The organism is Salipiger mangrovisoli (genome assembly GCF_015223355.1).
In the GTDB taxonomy this organism is placed as follows: domain Bacteria; phylum Pseudomonadota; class Alphaproteobacteria; order Rhodobacterales; family Rhodobacteraceae; genus Salipiger; species Salipiger mangrovisoli.
In genome coordinates, this window is sequence record NZ_JADFFK010000003.1 from 236,978 (window position 1) to 256,307 (window position 19,330).

The 19,330-nt window shown below is 66.7% G+C and carries 21 protein-coding genes; 2 read left to right on the forward strand and 19 right to left on the reverse strand.

Translation table 11 applies throughout. The features are described from left to right. Nucleotides 1-3 precede the first annotated feature (3 nt). The 5 genes from IQ782_RS06125 to cyoA are packed head-to-tail and all read right to left on the reverse strand — an operon-like array spanning nt 4 to nt 4,846. The gene (locus tag IQ782_RS06125; protein ID WP_194133738.1) at nt 4-753 is read right to left on the reverse strand and encodes an SURF1 family protein; all 750 of its coding nucleotides are present in this window, start codon (nt 751-753) and stop codon (nt 4-6) included. After that, nucleotides 753-1,151 (reverse strand): cytochrome o ubiquinol oxidase subunit IV, encoded by a 399-nt coding sequence (cyoD, locus tag IQ782_RS06130; protein WP_194133739.1) that lies wholly within the window; start codon nt 1,149-1,151, stop codon nt 753-755. The genes IQ782_RS06125 and cyoD overlap by 1 nt, the downstream gene beginning before the upstream one ends. Further along, entirely contained in the window at nt 1,151-1,780 is a 630-nt protein-coding gene (gene cyoC / locus IQ782_RS06135) for a cytochrome o ubiquinol oxidase subunit III (protein ID WP_420832627.1), read from the reverse strand. Before cyoC ends, cyoD begins: the two co-directional genes overlap by 1 nt. Next, nucleotides 1,777-3,774 carry a cytochrome o ubiquinol oxidase subunit I gene (cyoB, locus tag IQ782_RS06140; RefSeq protein ID WP_194133740.1) on the reverse strand — a complete coding sequence of 666 codons (1,998 nt, stop codon included), beginning with the start codon at nt 3,772-3,774 and terminating at the stop codon, nt 1,777-1,779. The genes cyoC and cyoB overlap by 4 nt, the downstream gene beginning before the upstream one ends. Then, nucleotides 3,764-4,846: a ubiquinol oxidase subunit II gene (cyoA, locus tag IQ782_RS06145; RefSeq protein ID WP_240989127.1), complete on the reverse strand. Its 1,083-nt coding sequence runs from the start codon at nt 4,844-4,846 to the stop codon at nt 3,764-3,766. The genes cyoB and cyoA overlap by 11 nt, the downstream gene beginning before the upstream one ends. A gap of 555 nt (nt 4,847-5,401) precedes the next feature. Here cyoA and IQ782_RS06150 point away from each other — a divergent pair. Further along, on the forward strand, nt 5,402-6,148 hold the full coding sequence (locus IQ782_RS06150) for a hydratase (protein ID WP_194133741.1): 747 nt from the start codon (nt 5,402-5,404) through the stop codon (nt 6,146-6,148). Between the two features lie 70 nt (nt 6,149-6,218). Here IQ782_RS06150 and IQ782_RS06155 read toward each other — a convergent pair whose 3' ends face one another. The 3 genes from IQ782_RS06155 to surE form a co-directional block, all read right to left on the reverse strand. Further along, nucleotides 6,219-7,409, reverse strand: a complete 1,191-nt coding sequence (locus IQ782_RS06155; protein WP_194133742.1) for a M23 family metallopeptidase — start codon at nt 7,407-7,409, stop codon at nt 6,219-6,221. Between the two features lie 63 nt (nt 7,410-7,472). Next, nucleotides 7,473-8,117 (reverse strand): protein-L-isoaspartate(D-aspartate) O-methyltransferase, encoded by a 645-nt coding sequence (locus tag IQ782_RS06160; RefSeq protein WP_194133743.1) that lies wholly within the window; start codon nt 8,115-8,117, stop codon nt 7,473-7,475. Continuing rightward, nucleotides 8,114-8,899, reverse strand: a complete 786-nt coding sequence (surE, locus tag IQ782_RS06165; RefSeq protein WP_194133744.1) for a 5'/3'-nucleotidase SurE — start codon at nt 8,897-8,899, stop codon at nt 8,114-8,116. Before surE ends, IQ782_RS06160 begins: the two co-directional genes overlap by 4 nt. Before the next feature lie 220 nt (nt 8,900-9,119). Between surE and IQ782_RS06170 the strand changes: the two genes are divergently transcribed. Continuing rightward, nucleotides 9,120-9,815 carry a substrate-binding domain-containing protein gene (locus IQ782_RS06170; protein WP_277347835.1) on the forward strand — a complete coding sequence of 232 codons (696 nt, stop codon included), beginning with the start codon at nt 9,120-9,122 and terminating at the stop codon, nt 9,813-9,815. A gap of 22 nt (nt 9,816-9,837) precedes the next feature. Here IQ782_RS06170 and IQ782_RS06175 read toward each other — a convergent pair whose 3' ends face one another. From IQ782_RS06175 to alr, 11 genes are all read right to left on the reverse strand, one after another. Then, nucleotides 9,838-10,485, reverse strand: a complete 648-nt coding sequence (locus IQ782_RS06175) for an SDR family NAD(P)-dependent oxidoreductase (protein WP_194133746.1) — start codon at nt 10,483-10,485, stop codon at nt 9,838-9,840. Between the two features lie 78 nt (nt 10,486-10,563). After that, nucleotides 10,564-10,812 carry a pilus assembly protein PilP gene (locus IQ782_RS06180; protein WP_240989128.1) on the reverse strand — a complete coding sequence of 83 codons (249 nt, stop codon included), beginning with the start codon at nt 10,810-10,812 and terminating at the stop codon, nt 10,564-10,566. 165 nt (nt 10,813-10,977) lie between these two features. Next, the gene (gene purF, locus IQ782_RS06185; protein ID WP_194133804.1) at nt 10,978-12,453 is read right to left on the reverse strand and encodes an amidophosphoribosyltransferase; all 1,476 of its coding nucleotides are present in this window, start codon (nt 12,451-12,453) and stop codon (nt 10,978-10,980) included. 238 nt (nt 12,454-12,691) lie between these two features. Continuing rightward, nucleotides 12,692-13,264, reverse strand: a complete 573-nt coding sequence (locus IQ782_RS06190) for a CvpA family protein (RefSeq protein WP_194133747.1) — start codon at nt 13,262-13,264, stop codon at nt 12,692-12,694. Between the two features lie 45 nt (nt 13,265-13,309). Next, complete coding sequence (gene radA / locus IQ782_RS06195; protein ID WP_194133748.1) at nt 13,310-14,677, reverse strand: DNA repair protein RadA; 1,368 nt, start codon at nt 14,675-14,677, stop codon at nt 13,310-13,312. 131 nt (nt 14,678-14,808) lie between these two features. After that, on the reverse strand, nt 14,809-15,606 hold the full coding sequence (locus IQ782_RS06200) for a DNA repair protein (RefSeq protein WP_194133749.1): 798 nt from the start codon (nt 15,604-15,606) through the stop codon (nt 14,809-14,811). A 159-nt stretch (nt 15,607-15,765) separates the two neighbouring features. Then, on the reverse strand, nt 15,766-16,200 hold the full coding sequence (locus IQ782_RS06205; protein WP_194133750.1) for a paraquat-inducible protein A: 435 nt from the start codon (nt 16,198-16,200) through the stop codon (nt 15,766-15,768). Nucleotides 16,201-16,291: 91 nt separating this feature from the next. Continuing rightward, complete coding sequence (locus IQ782_RS06210; RefSeq protein ID WP_194133751.1) at nt 16,292-16,681, reverse strand: hypothetical protein; 390 nt, start codon at nt 16,679-16,681, stop codon at nt 16,292-16,294. Continuing rightward, a complete protein-coding gene (locus IQ782_RS06215) occupies nt 16,678-17,424 on the reverse strand; it encodes an ABC transporter ATP-binding protein (protein ID WP_194133752.1) in 747 nt (248 codons plus the stop codon). Before IQ782_RS06215 ends, IQ782_RS06210 begins: the two co-directional genes overlap by 4 nt. Next, the gene (locus tag IQ782_RS06220; protein ID WP_194133753.1) at nt 17,421-18,227 is read right to left on the reverse strand and encodes an MlaE family ABC transporter permease; all 807 of its coding nucleotides are present in this window, start codon (nt 18,225-18,227) and stop codon (nt 17,421-17,423) included. Before IQ782_RS06220 ends, IQ782_RS06215 begins: the two co-directional genes overlap by 4 nt. Next, nucleotides 18,224-19,261 (reverse strand): alanine racemase, encoded by a 1,038-nt coding sequence (gene alr / locus IQ782_RS06225; RefSeq protein ID WP_194133754.1) that lies wholly within the window; start codon nt 19,259-19,261, stop codon nt 18,224-18,226. The genes IQ782_RS06220 and alr overlap by 4 nt, the downstream gene beginning before the upstream one ends. Nucleotides 19,262-19,330 lie beyond the last annotated feature (69 nt).

Genomic DNA, 19,330 nt, shown 5'->3' on the forward strand with positions numbered 1-19,330 from the left:
TGTTCAGCGGCTGCGGCGCAATTCGGTCCAGAGGAACAGCACCCAGGCTGCCACCACCAGCAGCGCGAGCCCGGCCCAGGTCAGCGCGTAGCTGAGGTGCGCATTGCGGAAACTGACCACGGTCTGCCCGCCGCGCGGCCAGGCCCTTGGATCGGTGCCCATGTCCTGATCGATGAAGTAGGGCGCGGCGTTCTCGAACCCCTTGGCCGCGGTGATCGAGCCGATGTCGCGGCGATACCAGTTTCCGTTCTCGGGGTCGTTGTCGCGCGAGAAGAGCCAGCCGCGGTCCTCGGAGAGGCGCAGCAGGCCGGTGACGGTCTGCGGGCCTTCGGGTGCCTCGCGGGTGGCGGGATCCTTGAGGTTTTCGGGCACCTGGCCGCGGTTGACCATCACCACCGTGCCGTCGTCGCGGCGCAGCGGGGTCAGGACCCAGTAGGCAGGGCCGAAATCCGCGGGGGTGTAAATCTGCACTTCCTCTTCGTTGAGGAAGGTGCCGCTGAGAGTGACATGCCGGTACTCGGCGCTCTCGGCGGTGATCCCGGCCCAGTCATCCGGGCCGGGGGCGGGGACGGGCGCGGCATGGACGCGCGCCTCGACCCTCTCGATCAGGGCCACTTTCCAGTGCAGCCGGTTCACCTGCCAGATCGCCAGCGAGGTGAAGCCGACCAGACCGGCAAGCGCGATGAGCGTGATCACCACGATGAGGGGCCAGCGGCGGCGCTGCACGCCGGGCTTATGCGCCGCCGCGCCCATCAGTTGTGGCCTTCGTGGTTGCCGGACATGCTGGCGCCCGGAGTGGCCTCGGGGTCCGTGATCATGTTGCCCTCGCTCATCGGCATCATGTTGACGTTCATATTGTGCATGACCCAGAGCGAGCCAGCCAGAACGATCGCCACGATGACCACCGCAAGAACCGTCGCCGCGAGGGTCCAGCCCTCTTCGGTGCTGCTCTTGAGGTGCAGGAAGTACACGAGGTGCACGACGATCTGGACGGCGCCCAGACCCATGATGATCGCTACCAGCGTGGAGGGAGCGATATCGGTCTCCATCATGACCAGCGCGAAGGGGATGATGCTCAGGATCGCCGCGAGGGCGAAGCCGATCATCAGCTGGCCCATGGTGCCGTGCGATGCTTCGGAATGTGCGCTCATCAGATCAGCCTCACGAGGTAGACGAAGGAGAACACCCCGATCCACACCAGATCGAGGAAGTGCCAGAACATGCTCAGCGTGGAGAGACGCTGCATGTTCGCCGGGATCATGCCCTTCATGCGGATCTGCGCGATCATCACGCAGAGCCACACCAGGCCGAAGGTCACGTGCAGACCGTGGGTGCCGACCAGCAGGAAGAAGGCCGACAGGAAGCCCGAACGGTCAGGGCCCGCGCCGATGTGGATCAGGTGATTGAACTCGTAGAGTTCCATCCCGATGAAGCCGGCGCCGAAGAGGCCGGTGATCACCAGCCACATCGTCGTTGCGTCCATGTCGTGCTTCTCGGCCTTCAGCATCGCGACGCCGAAGGTGACCGAGGAGATCAGCAGCAGTGCGGTTTCCATCAGCACGAAGCCCGGCTCGAACAGGTCCTTCGGACCCGGCCCGCCGGCGAAGTTGTTGCCGAGCACGGCATAGGCGGCGAAGAGCGATGCGAAGATGATGCAGTCGCTCATCAGGTAGATCCAGAACCCGATGGGGGTGGGGCTGGCGTGGTGATGATCGGGGTGGTGGTCGGGGCCCTTGGGCCCCTCCACGCGTCCGGTCAGCGGAGTGTCGAGCATGGTCATGCGACCTCTCCCTTCGCTTCCGTTTCAGCGACTTTCGACGCCGGGATCCAGTGATCCTGATTGTAGTTGAAGGTATGCGCGATCACCGTCGCGATCATGCCGATGAACGAGATCGCGGCGAGCCACCAGATGTACCAGATCATCGCGAAGCCGAAGACCAGGGCCATGGCGGCGACGATGACGCCGGTGGCCGTGTTGTTCGGCATGTGGATGTCCGTGTAGTTGGTCGACCACTTGAAGCCGTCCTGCTTCATCTTCCAGAAGGCGTCGCGGCCGGTGACCACGATGTCCTGCGGGAAGTTGTAGTTGGCGGGCGGCGACTGGGTTGCCCAGTCGAGGGTGCGCGCGTTCCACGGGTCATTGCCGACGGCCAGCTCCTTGCGGCGCAGGATCGAGACGGCGAAGTTGATGAAGCCGCAGGCGATGCCACAGGCGATCAGCACCGCGCCGAAGGCGGCGATGATGAAGTAGATCTGCCACGCCTGGTCCATGTAGCTCTGCAGGCGGCGCGTCACGCCCATCAGGCCGAGCGCGTAGAGCGGCATGAAGGCGAAGTAGAAGCCCACACACCAGAACCAGAAGGTGCGGCGTCCCCATTTGTCGTCCAGCTTGAAGCCGAAGGCCTTGGGCCACCAGAAGGTGACGGCGGCATAGACCCCGAACACCACGCCGCCGATGATGACGTTGTGGAAGTGGGCGATGAGGAACAGCGTGTTGTGCAGCTGGAAGTCCACGGGCGGGACGGCCAGCAGCACGCCGGTCATGCCGCCGATGGCGAAGGTGACGATGAAGCCGGTGGTCCAGAGCATCGGCACTTCGAAGCGCACGCGACCCTTGTACATGGTGAACAGCCAGTTGAAGACCTTCACCCCGGTGGGCACCGCGATGATCATCGTGGTGATGCCGAAGAAGGTGTTCACATTGGCGCCGGAGCCCATGGTGAAGAAGTGGTGCAGCCACACGACGAAGGACAGCACCATGATGCAGGCGGTCGCCCAGACCATGGTCTTGTAGCCGAACAGCGGCTTGCCCGAGAAGGTCGACACGATTTCCGAGAACACGCCGAAGATCGGCAGGATCAGGATGTAGACCTCGGGGTGACCCCAGATCCAGATCAGGTTCACGTACATCATGGCGTTGCCGCCGAGATCGTTGGTGAAGAAGTGGAAGTCGAGGTAGCGGTCGAGCGTCAGCATGGTCAACGTGGCGGTCAGCACCGGGAAGGCCGCGACGATCAGCACGTTGGTGCAGAGCGTGGTCCAGGTGAAGACCGGCATGTCGAAGAGCTTCATACCCTTGGCGCGCATCTTGAAGATGGTCGCCAGCAGGTTCACGCCCGAAAGCGTCGTACCCACGCCGGCGATCTGCAGCGCCCAGAGGTAGTAGTCCACGCCGGGTCCGCTCGAGAAGGCCGATCCCGACAGGGGCGGGAAGGCCAGCCAGCCGACACGGGCGAATTCACCGATGAAGAGCGAGATGTTCACCAGCAGCGCGCCGGCCACCGTCATCCAGAACGAGAAGTTGTTCAGGAAGGGGAAGGCCACGTCACGGGCGCCGATCTGCGTCGGCATGACGAAGTTCATGATGCCGGTGATGAAGGCCATCGCCACGAAGAAGATCATGATCACGCCGTGGGCGGTGAAGACCTGGTCGTAGTGGTGCGGGGGCAGGTAGCCCTCGGCGCCGCCGGCCGCCATGGCCTGCTGGGCGCGCATCATCAGCGCGTCGGCAAAGCCGCGGATGAACATGATGAAGCCGAGCACCATGTACATGATGCCGATCTTCTTGTGGTCGACGCTGGTGATCCAGTCACGCCAGAGCGGACCCCAGAGCTTGAAGTAGGTCATCAGCAGGACGGCCGCGATGCCGCCCAGCACGATGGCCGAGAAGGTGCCGACGAGGATCGGCTCGTGGTAGGGAATCCAGTCGAGGGTCAGGCGGCCGAAGATCGGCGACCAGGTCTCTGGGGCTTGGACATGGGCTTCAGTGGCCATCGTGCGCTGCTCCCTCATGCGTGTTCATGGAAAGGGTTTCACCTTCCGCGTGGCCGCCGTGGGCCGGCGCGGAGGGGGTCGCCGGCACGCCGATCGGATTGCCGAAGCCGTCGATCGCGCGCTGGTCGTCGTATTGGTACTTGTGCTTGTCGGCGATGCCTTCGAGGCCGCCGCCACCCATCTCGTCCTGCATCATCATCTGATCCATGCAGACCTTGCCCTCGTCGACGCAGAGGCCGCGGATGCGGTCGAACAGCGTGTCGTCGATGCCGCTGTAGTACTGCACCGGGTTGGCCATCGAGGGGACCTCGAGGTCGAGATAGGCGTCACGCGACAGCTCGTCGTTCGAGGCGCGGGCCTTTTCGACCCATTGGTCGAAGTCGGCATCGCTCATCGCCAGCGTGTCGAAGTGCATTTCCGAGAAGCCGGGGCCCGAATAGTGCGCCGCCTGGCCGAAGTAGGTGCCTTCCTCATCGGCGATGAGGTGCAGCTTCGTTTCCATGCCGGCCATGGTGTAGATCATGCCGCCGAGCGCCGGGACCGAGAACGTGGTCATCACGGTCGAGGAGGTCAGGCGCAGGTTGATCGGACGGTTTGCGGGGACTGCGAGTTCGTTGACCGAGGCCACGCCCTGCTCGGGGTAGATGAACAGCCATTTCCAGTCGAGCGAGACCACGTCCACTTCGATCGGCTCGCCGATCTCGGTTCCGATCTCTGCCGCGTCCAGCGGACGGTAGGGGTCGAGCCGGTGCGTGTAGATATAGGTGTAGACGCCGAGGATCGCGACGATGACGATCGGCACGCCCCACAGCACGTATTCGAGCCGGGTCGAGTGCGCCCAGTTGGGGGCGTAGTCGGACTGGTCGGGGCGGTCGGCGCGGTAGCGCAGCGGGAACCAGATGGCCATGAAAATGACCGGAATGATCACGATCAGCATGAGCAGGGTCGAGATGACCAGCAGGTCACGCTGCTCTGCCGCCACCCAGCCCGACGGTGCAAGCACGTCGTACTGGCATGCCGACAGGCTTGCGACCGCTCCCAGCAGGATCGGAATTTTGAACGATAGTCTCAAGTCAGCCTCGCAGGTCTTTCCGGATCGGCGGATGAGAGGAGGAGGCCGCTCCGGGAGAACAATTCGGGCGCACTCAGCACGGGCGCGTCCGTTACAGGTGGGTCGCGCGTAGAATGCTGCAGGCGCGAACCGAATAGGTCATTCCGTCGCACATGTTTGCCGATCAGCTTTGCGTGACGGAACGTGCGGCGCCGCGACTCGCTCGCCGCGCGGGCCGGAGATAGACCGGGAAACTTCCGAGTTTCTAGGGAAATCATGCGGAAGCCCGCATCAATTTGCGTCGGGACGGGATCGCGGATCGGGGAGCGCTTCGCGGCTCCGCCTCGCGGTTGCTGGCAGGTTTGTTCAGGTGTGACACAAAAAGTTGAACAATCCGGCCCGTGGCTTGCGGCAGTTCGCTCATCGGCTGTGCGGCACCACGCTGCGGGGAGCCGCAAACGATCCGTTGCCGATCAGCAGGGATTCGGCCCCGCTTGGCGGCGCGCAGGAGATGCCCTACTGCTGGGTCCACCGGCTGTCGCAGGCCGGACGATCGTCCCAAGCCGGAGAGCGCAAATGTCCGCCCCTACCCATCTGTCAGATTTTATTGCTGCATTGCAGCGTGCCCATGAGTCCGGGACGCGCATCGTCCCCGCTGCAAGCGAGATGGCGCTGCCCGCAAGCCGCGAAGACTGCCTTGCCGTGCAGGCGGCGGTTTCGCAGGCGCGCGGGGCCGTGGCGGGCTTCAAGGTCGCGGCCGGTGCCGGTGCGGTGGCTCCCGTCGTGGCTCCCATCGCCGCGGTGGACGTGGTGGCGGACGAGGGCAGCGCGACGGTGAGGGACCGGCTCGGGATCGAGCTCGAAATCGGCTTCGAGCTGCTCAAGCCGCTGCCCGGACCGGGCCTGCCCGAGCCGGTCGCAGAGTATTTCGCGCCGCGCCCGGTGATCGAGCTGGTGGATACACGGCTTGGAGGCGAGGCCGCGGAGGTCCCGCTGCTGAAGCTGGCAGATATGCAGGTCAACGCGGGTCTTGTGGCGGGTGCTGCGCTCGCGGGCTGGGATGGCAGCGATTTCGGCACGGTCGAGGCGCGGCTGACGGCTGGCGAGACCGCGGTGCTGGACGGCGCCGCGACGGTTCCGGGTGGCTCGGCGCTGGCGAACCTGCGGCTCTTCTGCGAGGTGATCGGCGATCATTGCGGCGGTCTGCAACCGGGGCAGGTGGTGATCACCGGCTCGCTGTGCGGGCTGCCCTATTTCCCGGCCGGTACCGAGGTCTCGGGTGAGATCGCCGGTCTTGGCCGCGTGGCGGTGTCGCTGGTCTGATCCCGGCACCGACCGCCCGCAGACAAAAAGGCCCGGCTCATGCCGGGCCTTTCGTTTTGAAACGCTGTGCTCAGCGCAGGTAGCTCATCGGATCCACGCTCTCGAAGCCCTTACGGACCTCGAAGTGCAGGAAGGCCGGATCGGCGGCGCGCACCGAGCCGATTGTCTGGCCCCGGCTCACCGCGTCGCCCTTCTTGACCTGCAGCCCGTCGAGATGGGTGTAGATCGACAGAAGCTCGTCCGGGTGGCGGATCACGACGATCTGCACGTTCTCGGTGTTGCGCGTGATCGCGGCAACCGTGCCACTGGCGGCAGCCTTGACCGCGCTGCCCGCCGCAGCCGAGATATCGATGCCCTCGTTCTTGCCCTTCGCGTATTCGCGAACGATCGAGCCGTTCACAGGCATGGCCATCAGCGCGTTCGAGCTGGCCTGACCGATGTCGGCCACCGGTTTCGCGGCAGCGGCGGTCGCCTTGGCCGCGCTGGTCTGGGCGGTCTTCGACGGCTCGTCCTGCGGCAGCGGCTGCGAGGCGGAGGGCGGCTGTGGCGTGGGCGATCCGCTGCCCGGAGACACGGTCACCGCCTCGGCTCGGGTGGCACGCTGCTCGACCACGGGGATGATCAGGTACTGGCCCTCGCGCAGGGCGAAACTGCCGTCGAGCCCGTTCCATTCCGCCAGCGACTTCGGCGTCACCCCGTAGAGACGGGCGACCGTATAGGCGGTCTCGCCACGCTGCACCTTGTGACGGATCGGCTCGACCCCGCCGGTCTGCGCCGCGGCACTGGTCTGCGCCGGGGCGAGGGTGGTCGTGGTCACCTCGGACGGGCGGGCCGTCGCCGGGGCGTTGTCGATGGCGTTGCCGGCGAGCGTCGCGATATCGACCGCGCCGGGGGAAACCGCCACGCCGACCCGGCTTGGCAGCGCGAGGATCTCGCCGTCGCGCAGCGGATCATTGGGCTGCATGCCGTTGTAGCGCGCGACCTCGCCCGCGGCGAGCCCGACCCGATTTGCCACCGCCGCCACGGTGTCGCCGTTGCGGGCGACCGCGACCTGGTAGTTCGGGTAGGACAGCACGCCGCGGGCATCGGGCATCGGCCGGTCGGCGGTGCTGGCAGACAGCGCGGCCTGCGACGTATCAAGCGAGCCGCCCATGCGGCCGCGCATGTCATAATCAAGCGGCCCGGAGCAGGCCGCCAGAAGGGCGGCCGCGGCCAGCGGCCCGGCAATGCGGGTGGCGGATTTGCGGAAAGCGTCGTCCATCTGTCTCGATCCTCGCCTGCGCCCCTTGTGCCGGGACGTCATATCAAAAGCCGCCCGAGGCGGTCAGCTCTCCTTGGCCAGACCTTCCACAAGCGGCACGAAGCGCACGGGGCGCAGTTCGTCATAGTCGAAGCCCTGTTCCGTGCGGGTCACCCGGATGAGGTGCTGCACGGTGTCGGACTGCCCGACGGGCAAGACCATGATACCGCCAATCCGCAGCTGGGCCAAGAGCGGGCCGGGCGGGTCTTCGGCGGCGGCGGTCACCAAGATGCGATCAAAGGGTGCCTGGTCCGGCAGGCCGAAGCTTCCATCGGCGGTGAACGCGGTGATATTTGAAAGATCGAGCGCGTCGAAAATCTTGCGGGCCTCGACCACGAGCCGCCGGTGCCGGTCGACGGTATAGACCCGCCGCGCCAGCTGGCTGAGGATCGCCGCCTGGTAGCCCGAGCCGGTGCCGACCTCGAGCACCTTGTCGCGGTTCGACACGTTCAGCGCCTGGGTCATCAGCCCGACGACCGACGGCTGCGAGATGGTCTGCCCGCAGGGGATCGGCAGCGGCATGTCCTCATAGGCGCGATCGGTGAAATAGCCCTTCACGAAGAGCCCGCGATCGATCTTCTCCATCGCCTCGAGCACGAGGCTGTCAGTCACGCCCCGCGAGCGCAGGGCAAAGAGCAGCTGCATCTTGGCTTCCGCGTCGAAACTCATTCAAAGGCCCCTTGCAGGGCCGCGAGCGCCGCGTGATCGGTCAGATCGGCGCGCATCGGGGTGACAGAGATGTAGCTGTCGAGGTTCACCGCCGCGTCGGTGCCCGCCGGCGCGGGCTGGCGCTGGTCACCGCCGCGGATCCACAGGAACCGGCGGCCCGAGGGCGAGAGGTGCGGCTCGACCGAGTAATTTGTCTCGGCGCGGCGTCCTTGCGGCACGACACGGGTGCCCTTGACCTCATCCGCGGGGCAGGGCGGGAAATTGACGTTCCAGAACAGCCGGTAGTCGCCATCGGATTCGGTGCCAGAGGCCAGAATGCGGCGGATCACCTCGACACCATGGGTCGCGGCGGTCTCGAAGGGGTTCTCGAGGTGGCGGGTGCGCGGGCCGAGGTACTGGGACAGCGCGATCGACGGCAGGCCCTGCAGCGCGCCTTCCATGGCGCCGCCGAGCGTGCCGGAATAGAGCGCATTCTCGGCCGAGTTGTTGCCGCGGTTCACGCCCGAGAGCACCAGGTCGGGCGGGCAGTCCTTCATCACGTCGTGCAGCCCGGCGAGCACGCAATCGGCCGGGCTGCCCTCGGCGGCCCAGCGGCGCGGTCCCATCTCGGCGATCATCATCGGGTGGGTGTAGCTGATGCAATGGCCGACCCCGGACTGCTCGAAGGCAGGGGCCACGGTCCAGACCTCGCCCTCGGGTCCGGCAAGCTCTTCGGCGATGGCGTGCAGCACCGTCAGCCCCGGAGCGTTGATGCCGTCGTCATTGGTGATCAGAATGCGCATGGTGGGATCCCTGTTATGGAACTTCCATAGGCAATGGCCCGATGTGGAGCAAGGCGCAGCTGGACTGCAGGGCGCGGCTGATGCGATCTGGTCTCAGGTGTGACTCAGAAGTTGCGGCGCGCCGAAAATACCGCGCGCGATCACGTTGCACGGCAGAGGCTTCGCCCCGGCGAGGAACATGCTATCGTCTGTCACAGATCGGTTTTTTCGAGGTTTCCCGATGCCGCCGCAGGCTCTCGTCATTCTAGTTCCCCTTGCGATCAAGGCGGTAATGACCGCGTTTTCTGTCCGGATGGAGTCGGTTGCGGGGCTACCGGTGCGCACGGTGAACGATCTCAATCCGGCGATTCCCGAGCGCATATTCGCGGGGCGGAGCGGCGACGTCGGGCTGACCAACCCGCCCTACGTGAAGCAGCTGGTCGACGCGGGGCTGGTCGATGCCGCCACGCACCGGGCGTTCGGACGGGTGCGGCTGGCGGTGGCGCGGCGCGCAGGCCACGGCGGCGAGGTGCTTGGCGAAACCGCGGCGATCGTCGATCTGCTGAAGGCAGCGCCGAGCATCGGCTACACTGGCGCCGGAACCAGCGGACGCACCTATCTCGGGGCGCTGTCACGGCTGGGGATCGTCGAAACGGTCGCCCCGCAAAGCCGCCCGATGGGTGGCGGCGCGCCAGTGACGGCGGTGGCCGCCGGCGAGATCGCGTTTGCGGTGGCACCGCTGACCACGATCCTGGCAAGTCCCGGCGTCGAGCCCGCGGCGATTTTCCCGGACGAACTGGGCACGCATATCGACATGTCGGTTTTTGTCACCCGGCAGGCGATGCCCGAGGCAATGTCAGTGCTGGAGTTCCTGACCTCGCAAGATCTCGATGACGAACTGGCCGCCGCCGGGGTGTCGCGCTTCGAGCTGGCCTGAGCGCTCGCTCGAAGCCGCAGCGTCAGACGAGGCCGAGATCCCCCAGGAGCCGGGCCGCCTCGGCGTAAGGCGAAGCCAGCACGGTCTTGTCCTCGCCGGGGTGGAAGACGACGCGCGTTGTGGTGTGCATCGGTTTCGGGCTGACGATCTCGACCCTGGGACCGGTCTTGCCGGTCTCGGCCTGCCAGCTTCGGGCCAGCGCGATCTGCGCGCCCTTGGTGGTGCCGTAGTGGCCGTAGAATTTCTGTCCGGCGTGGTCATCCTCGAAGAAGACGGCGCGACCCTCGGCCCCGAGCAGCGGGGTGATGTAGGGGATCAGCACGCCGGTCGCGGTCAGATTGGTTGCGATCGACTTCTGCCAGTCCTTCTGGTCGAGGTGGTTTGCCGGGGCCAGCGGCCCGGCGTGCACGGCGGTGTGCAGCCAGAGCTGGATGCCGCCCCATCGGTCCCAGACCGAGCGACAGAGCTGCGCCATCGCCTCGGGCTTGGTGATGTCCATCGGGGCGAGCGTTGCCGCCCCGCCCTTGGCCTTGATGCGGTCGTCGAGATCCTCGAGCCCGCCGACGGTCCGACCGACGGCGACAATGTGGTAATCCGGCGCGAGCGCTTCGGCGAGGGCAAAGCCCAGCCCGCGCGAGGCTCCGGTGACAAGGGCGATCTTTTCACTCATGACACGCCGTCTCGCCCGGACGCAGACGAATGTCAATTCGCCTGAGCTGCGGCAAGATGCAGCCGACGCGCGACCGTGTCACGGAAGCGCAATCCACTCCGCGGAGCCGCCCTTGGACAGCGCGATGCGGTCCTTGTCGATGGCCATGACTTTCTGGCTGCCGATCTGGGTGCCGATGCCGACGGTGACGACCTTGCCGTCAGGCAGACGAACGAGCGCGCGCGGCTCGCGGTCGGAGCCGCGAACGCCGAGCAGCGCGATTCCACGGGGCAGCGGCGCCTGGGTCGTGGCGCTCGACGCGACCTGCGGGGGGGTGGAATTCGCCATGACCAGATCTCCTTCGTTCGGCTGCGGTGGATTGCAGCCAGATAGGAAAGGGCTCCGGTGATAGGAAGGGGGGCGGCCGGTCACGTCGCCGTGCGTGCGCCGACGGAACAGGCCCGGCGGCGGAAAATGGCGCGCGCCTCGGCGAGGAGGCGCGCAGCGCTTGCGTTATTCTGCCGCGGTCTTGAGCTTGAAGCCCTTCTCGATCATGTCCGCCGGTTCGACCGGGTACTCGCCGGAGAAGCAGGCGTCGCAATATTGCGGGCAGGAGTTGTTGCGGCCCTGCTCGCTGGCTCCGACGGCGCGGTAGAGACCGTCGAGCGAGATGAACTTGAGGCTGTCGACGCCAAGATGCTCGCGCATCTCATCCTCGGACATGGTGGCGGCCAGCAGCTTCTCGCGCTGCGGCGTGTCCACTCCGTAGAAGCACGGCCATGCGGTGGGCGGCGAGGCGATGCGGAAGTGCACCTCGGCCGCGCCGGCATCAAGGATCATCTCCTTGATCTTGCGCGAGGTGGTGCCGCGCACCACCGAGTCGTCGACCAGGATCACCCGCTTGCCGCGGATGAGCGCGCGGTTGACGTTGAGCTTGAGGCGCACGCCCATGTTGCGGATCTGCTCGGTCGGCTCGATGAAGGTTCGGCCCATGTACTGGTTGCGGATGATCCCCATGCCGTAGGGAATGCCGCTTTCATGCGCAAAGCCGATCGCCGCCGGGGTACCGCTATCGGGCACGGGGCAGACGAGGTCGGCCTCGACCGGCGCCTCGCGGGCCAGTTCGACGCCGATCTGACGGCGCGTCTCGTAGACCGAGCGGCCGCCGATGATCGAATCGGGACGCGAGAAGTAGACATGCTCGAAGATGCAGAACTTCGACGGCTGGGCGCGGAAGGGGCGGCGGCTCTCGACCTTGCCGCCCGAGATGACGACCATCTCGCCGGGCTCGATCTCGCGCACGAATTCCGCACCGATGATGTCGAGCGCACAGGTCTCCGAGCTCAGCACGTAGCCGCCGTCGGCCAGCTTGCCGAGCACCAGCGGGCGCACGCCCAGCGGGTCGCGCACGCCGATCAGCTTGGTGCGGGTCATGGCGACCACCGAGAAGGCACCCTCGACGCGGCGCAGCGCGTCTTCCATGCGGGCCGGGATGTCCCGCTGCAGCGAGCGGGCCATCAGGTGAATGATGCATTCGCTGTCCGACGAGCTCTGGAAGATCGAGCCACGCTCGATCAGCTCGCGGCGCAACGCCTCGGCATTGGTGATGTTGCCGTTGTGGGCGATGGCGGCACCGCCCATCGAGAACTCGCCGAAGAAGGGCTGAACGTCGCGGATCGCGGCACCCTTGGACCCGGCGGTCGAGTAGCGCACGTGGCCGATGGCGAGCGCGCCGGGCAGGGTTTCCATCAGCGAGACGCTGGTGAAGTTGTCACGCACGTAGCCGAAGCGGCGGGCAGAGTTGAACCCGTCTTCGGGCGAGTAGGAGACGATCCCGCCGGCTTCCTGACCCCGGTGCTGCAGCGCGTGCAGGCCGAGGGCGACGAAATTCGCCGCGTCGGTGACGCCGATGACGCCGAACACGCCGCACTCTTCGTGCAGCTTGTCGGCATCGACGGCGTCGAAATCAAAGGGATGGGCGGGGGGCATCTGGCGATCGGACAAGGGCGGCTCCGAATCCATAGGGCTGGGGACAGCCCCCTCATACCGGCATGAAGGGCGCGTGTCACGGAAGCTTCGCATATGGACGCCGCAGCGCGGCGTGGCAAGACCTGCGCTAACACGGCTGTGCGATTGGGTGATGACCGTGACGCTCACGGGGGCGCCAAAACGGAAAACCGCGCCCGGAGGCGCGGCTCGTGGTCTTCGCCCGCGGCGGCGTCGCGGGTCAGGCGTCGTTCGCGCCCGGCGCTTCGCAGACGCCCACCAGCTGCTCGTATTGCGCGGTGATCCAGCCAAGCGCGGCCTCGGGGTTCTGATCCTCGATCTTGCCGGTGAACTTGGCGAAGACCGCAGCCGAACGCGAATCGTCCACCATGGGGATCTCCTGCGCGGTGATCACCGTCTCGTAGACGAAGAAGGCAATGGCCACGAGCAGCACGCCGCGCGCCACGCCGAAAAGGAAGCCAAGGCCCTGGTCGAGCCCGCCGAGCGCCGAGCGCTGCACGAGGCTGGAGAAGACCGGGGTGAAGAGCGACACGATCACCAGCGCCAGCGCAAAGACCGCGGCAAAGGCGGCGATGATCGACAGTTCGCAACTGTCCGCGAGGAAGTCGCCGAGCACCGGGATTTCCTTGACCAGCGGCTGCACCTGCGGCGCGAAGACGAAGGCGAGGATCGCGGCGACGATCCAGCCCAGGATGGCCAGCGACTCGCGCACCAGCCCGCGCGAATAGGCCAGCAATGCCGACAGCACGATGACGAGCGCGACGACCCCGTCGATGATAGTGAATCCGTCCATGCGCCTTGCGCCTCTCGCTCTGATCCGGTTGATCGATGCCGGGCCTTACCCGGCGCCGAACATCTCTCCCACCAGCGTGACCAGGTCGGGCATCTGGCTGAGCGACATGCCGCTCTTGCCCGTGGCCTTTCCGCCCTTTGGCAGGATCGCGTTGGAAAAACCAAGTTTTTGCGCCTCTTTCAACCTGTTTTCGGTCTGCCCGACCGGTCTCAGGGCGCCGGAGAGGCTGATTTCGCCGAAAACAACTGTTTCCGGGGGCACGGCGATGTCTTCTCGGGCGGAAAGCAGCGCAGCCGCCACCGCCAGATCCGCAGCCGGCTCGTTGATCTTCATGCCGCCCGCGACGTTGAGATAGACGTCGAGTCCCGCGAAGGGGATGCCGCAGCGCGCTTCGAGCACGGCAAGGATCATCGCCAGCCGCCCGCCGTCCCAGCCGACCACAGAGCGCCGAGGCTGCGACTGCGGGGTAGGGGCGACCAGCGCCTGGAACTCCACGAGCACCGGGCGCGTGCCCTCGATGCCGGAGAAGACCACCGAGCCGGGGGCAGGGGTGCCGCGCTCGGACAGGAACAGCGCCGAGGGGTTCAGGACTTCCGCAAGCCCGCCGCCGGTCATCTCGAAGACGCCGATCTCGTCGGCCGGGCCGAAGCGGTTCTTCACCGAGCGCAGGATGCGGAACTGGTGGCCACGCTCGCCCTCGAAGTAGAGCACCGTGTCGACCATGTGCTCGACCACCCGCGGCCCGGCGATCTGCCCGTCCTTGGTGACGTGGCCGACCATGATCACCGAAGTGCCTTGGCGCTTGGCGAAGGTGGTCAGCTCATGCGCCGCGGCGCGCACCTGCGCCACCGAGCCGGGAGCGCTGGCCACGTTGTCCACCCACATGGTCTGGATCGAGTCGACAATCACCAGCCCCGGCTTCTCGGCCTCGAGCGTGGTGAGGATGTCGCGCAGGTTGGTCTCGGCGGCAAGCTGGACATTGGCCTCGCCCAGACCGAGACGCTGGGCGCGCATGCGCACCTGTGCCCGCGCCTCCTCGCCCGAGGCGTAGATCACCTTCTGCCCGGCGCGGGCAAAGGCGGCGGCGGCCTGAAGCAGCAGGGTCGACTTGCCGATGCCGGGATCGCCGCCGACCAGGATCGCCGAGCCAGGCACCAGCCCGCCGCCCAGAACCCGGTCAAGTTCCTCGATCCTCGAGGCGGTGCGCGGGGGCGCGGCCTCGGTGGTGGCAAGGTCCGAGAGCGCCACCTTGCGGCCGCGGGTTGCGCCCAGCGTCTTGCCGCCGGGGCCCTGCGACAGCGGCACCTCCTCGGTGATGGAGTTCCATTCCCCGCAGGCATCGCAGCGCCCCGACCATTTCGAGGTGGCGTTGCCGCAGGACTGACAGACGAAATTCGCGGAAGCTTTGGCCATGGGCGACTTCTGCCCGCTCGCGCGGCGGCGCGCAAGCGCGCCTCTTCTTCTCTATCGAAATACGCCGGGGGTGAATGCGGCGAAGCCGCAGAGGGGGCAGCGCCCCCTTGCAACGCTTCGGCGCGCGAGGCTCACTCGGCGGCGCGAGGCAGCGGCACCACGTGCTCGGGGCGAGGCTCCTCGGCAGGCTCGGGGGCGGGAGCCGCCATGCTGACGGTGGCCTCGGGCAGGATCTCGGGCAGGATGTCCTCCAGCTCGTCGACCAGCCGTGCAAGCTGGGCTTGCGCGATGGCCTCGTCGAGTTCGAGCCGCTCGTGCCAGCGACGGATTTCCACCGCGGCGGCCTTGGCCTTGTCGATGCGGATGTTGAAGTCCTCGACTTCCTGCTGGCGCGCGACCAGGAAATCCTGCGCCCGCTGCACATTGCGGTCGGAATAGGTGCGGGCAAGATCGCGGGAGACGTGGCTCATCTGTGCGGCAACCTCGAGCACCGAGGGCTCAAGCTCGGCGAGATCGGGGTGGTCCCGCAGATATGCAAGGCGCTCACGCACCGAATCGAACTCGGATTGAAGCTTGAAAACCCCCTCGCGGTCGGCGCGGTGGGACATGGCATACGCACGGGCAATGTCCCGCATCCCGATCTGGAACGAGCGGTGGGAGCGCTCGAGCGCCATCACGTGCAGTGCGTTGGGCAGGAAGGAAATCAGGACAAGCGCGAGGCCGGCGAGGCTGCATTGAACCCAAAGCCCGGCGTTCTCAATTTGTTGCCCGCCGAGACGGAGATCGATCTCGAGCCAGGGTGCGAACCCTGCGGCGGCGGCGGCGGTCCAGACGAGGAGCGCGACACCGATTGTGCCCACAAGCATGAAGGCCAGTCGTTGGAGGATATAGTGCAGGGCCAGACCTGCGTCACGAAGTTGGGACACCATGGGGACTCCCAAGAAAAAGCCAAAGAAAGAACAGTAAAGAAATAGAATAGGTCGAGTGTACCGAAAGGAGAGGAAAATGTTAACTTTAATGACGGACGCTAAGTCCGCGTGAACAATCACAGTGGCAGAATTGCAATTGTTAAGCGAGGCGGGCTTTCCCTAGTCGCCTGCTTTTCGCGCTTCGATCATTCCGATCACCAGGGACGCGAGCACGCAGAAGGTGAAGAGGTAGAGCCCCCAACCCGTCTCGATCCGCCCGACGCCCATGCCCTTGATCAGCGTGACATAGACCGCGACCAGGAAGATGTCGGCCATGGCAAGCTTGCCCAGCCCGTTGATCACCGGCAGCGCGCCGCGGGAAAGGTGGCCGAATTGGATCAGCGCGATCCCGGAGAGCTTCACCATCGGCGCCGCCAGGGCGAAGAGCGCCACCACCAGCGCGAGGAAAATGTCGCTGTGCCAGAGCGTGACGATGCCCGAGACCACGCTGATCTCGGAGAGGCCGAAGAGCGGCAGCAGCCCGGCGCGCATCAGCGGCGCGGTCCATGCCAGCGGGTAGAGGACGAAGAGCGCGAGATTGGCGTATTTCAGCATGGGCGGGCCTTTGCGCCAGGCAGGGGCGCTGCCCCTCTTCGCCTTGCGGCGAATTCACCCCGGCGTATTGGGAAAGAGAAGAAGACGGCGGTTACACGAAGCGCGCCGCCAGCCAGAGACCGAGGAGCGCCGCGAGCAGGATCATATGCAGGATGTCGATCGCGCGGAAGCGGCGTCCCGGCAGCACGGCGCTGAGCGCCAGCGGCAGGGACGCCAACAAGAGGGCGGGAGCGCCCTGTTGCCAGGCGAGGAAGCGCGACAGCGTTGGCAGCAGCGACGCATGGGCGGCGGCGTAGAGCGGGGCGATGCTTTCAAGGATTCCCAGCGCCGCGAGGGCCAGCGTGACCAGCGCGGCGAGGCGGGAGGGGCCGCGCCCGAAGAGGCCTCGGGTCAGCGCGAGAAGCGCCAGACACTCGAGGTAGACAAAGCTCTTGAAGACGATCAGGGCCAGCAAAAGCGGGCTCGGCTCAAACGGGCTCACCGCAGTGCCTCGATCGGGCCTGTTGCCTGTCCGTGGATGAATTGCTGGACGTAAGGGTCTGGTGTCGCGTCCATTTCTCCGGATGGGCCTTGCCAGCGAATCTTGCCGGCATGCAGCATGGCGACGCGGTCGGCGATGGCGCGCACCGAGCTCATGTCGTGGGTGATGGTCAGCGCGGTGACACCCATCTCGGTGACGATCTCGCGGATCAGCGCGTTGATCACCCCGGCCATGATCGGATCGAGCCCGGTAGTCGGCTCGTCGAAGAAGATGATCTCGGGCTCGGCGGCGATGGCGCGGGCGAGCCCGACGCGCTTCTGCATGCCGCCCGAGAGCTCGGCGGGCAGCCGGTCGGCGACCTCGGGGCCGAGGCCGACACGGCGCAGTTTCTCGATGGCGATCTCGCGCGCCACGCGGCGCGGGCGCTTGAGCGGGCCGCGCAGCAGGCGGAAGGCGACGTTCTGCCAGACAGGCAGCGAGTCGAAGAGCGCGGCACCCTGGAACAGCATGCCGAAGCGGGAGAGAAGGGCGTCGCGGTTGCCGCGCGTGGCGTCCTGCCCGTCGATCTCGATCCGGCCGCTGTCGGGGGTGACGAGCCCGAGGATGCACTTCAGCAGCACCGACTTGCCGGTGCCCGAGCCGCCGATGATCACCAGCGAGCTGCCCCTGGGCACGTGCAGCGAGGCCCCGCGCAGCACCGGTGCGCCGTCGAAACTCTTGTGCAGGTCCGAAAGGGTGATCATGCCGAGAAGAACACCCCCGTGAGCAGGAAGTTGGCGGCAAGGATCAGGATTGCCGCCGCCTCGACCGAGGACTTGGTGGCGCGGCCCACCCCCTGCGCGCCGCGGCCCGAGTGCATCCCGCAGTAGCAGCCCATCAGCGCCGCGATTCCGCCGAAGGCGCAGCCCTTGGCGAGCGAGGAGAGCACGTCGAGCGGCTCGAGAAAATCCAGCGTGTTGGCAAGGTAACCGATCGGGTTGAAGCCGAGCGCGCTGGTGGCCACGGCGTAGCCGCCGGCGATGCCGATCACGTCGCCCACCGCCACCAGCAGCGGCACGGTCAGCAGCGCGGCCAGCAGGCGCGGCGCGACAAGGTATTTCATCGGGTCGGTCGAGAGCGTCACCAGCGCGTCGATCTGCTCGGTGACCTTCATCGTGGCGATTTCGGCGGCGATCGACGAGGTGACCCGCGCGGCGATCATCAACCCGACGAGCACCGGACCGAGTTCGCGCACCATGCCGATGGCGACAATCTGCGGCACCACCGCCTCGGCGTTGAAGCGTGCGCCGCCGGAATAGATCTGCAGCGCCAGCGCGCCGCCGGTGAACAGCGCCGTCATGCCCACCACCGGCAGCGACAGCCAGCCGATGTGGAGCAGGGCCATGAAGAACTCGCGCGGGTAGAGCGGTGGGCGGAGGATGTGACTGACGGCCGCGAGCGCGAAGAGCGTCAGCCGTCCCGCCGCGCCGAGCGCCCGGATGACCGCGCGGCCGAGTGTCCCCAGTGCCGCGGCGGGCGCGGCGGCAAGGGTGCGTCCAAGGCTCATTCGCCCGTGTAGCTCCTCGTGTAGCGGCCGCCGAGCGCGGTGAGGATCTCGTAGCCGATCGTGTCGATGTGGTTCGCAAGCTGATCCACGCCCTGGTGCGAGCCGAGCAGTTCGAGCGTCTCGGGCACATTTTCAACTGCGGTCACGTCGACGGTGATCAGATCCATCGAGATGCGGCCCAGCAGCTTGCAGCGGGTCTCGCCGGCCCAGAGGTAGGTCTTGGGCGCGAGGGCGCGGTGCAGCCCGTCGGCATAGCCTGCAGAGATGGTCGCGACCTTCATCGGCGAGCGGGCGACGAAATGATTGGCGTAGCCCACCGACTCGCCGGTCTTGACCTCACGGGTCTGGATCACCGGGATGTGCAGAGACACCACGCGCTGCGCGTCGCGGAACGGCATCGCACCATAAAGGCCGATGCCGGGGCGGGTGACATCGAAATGGTAGTTCTTGCCCAGCAGGATGCCGCCCGTGGCGGAGAGCGAGCGCGGCGCGTCGAGGCCGTCGGTCATCTCGCGGAAGGTGCGCAGCTGGTGCGCGTTCATGCCGTGGTTCGGCTCGTCGGCACAGGCCAGGTGCGACATGATCAGCCGTGGCTTCTGCTTCATCGCGAGTTCGCGCAAGGCAGCCCATTCCTCGGCCTCCATGCCGAGCCGGTTCATGCCGCTGTCGAGCTGGATGCCGAAGGCATGGCCCGGCAGCGCCTCGACGTGGCGCAGCATCTGGTCGATGGAGTTCAGCATCGGCGTCAGGCCCGCCGCCTTGATCAACTTGGCGTCGCCCGCCATGTGGCCGCCGAAGACGTTGATCTCGGGACCTTTCCCCAGCGCCTTGCGGACAGCGGCGCCCTCTTCCACCGTGGCGGTGAAGAAGCGGCGCACACCTTCGCGCGCAAGCATCGGCGCGACGCGATCGGCGCCGAGACCGTAGGAGTCTGCCTTTACGACGGCGCCGGTCTCGCAGTCGGAGAGGGCGTCGAGGGCGCGCCAGTTGGCGCGGATCGCATCGAGATCGATGGTAAGCTGTGCCTGTGCCATGGCGCGTTGATTGCCGGGCGGGGGCGGGGCGTCAAGAGGGAAAGCACCGCCGGAGGCGCGCGGCGCGGA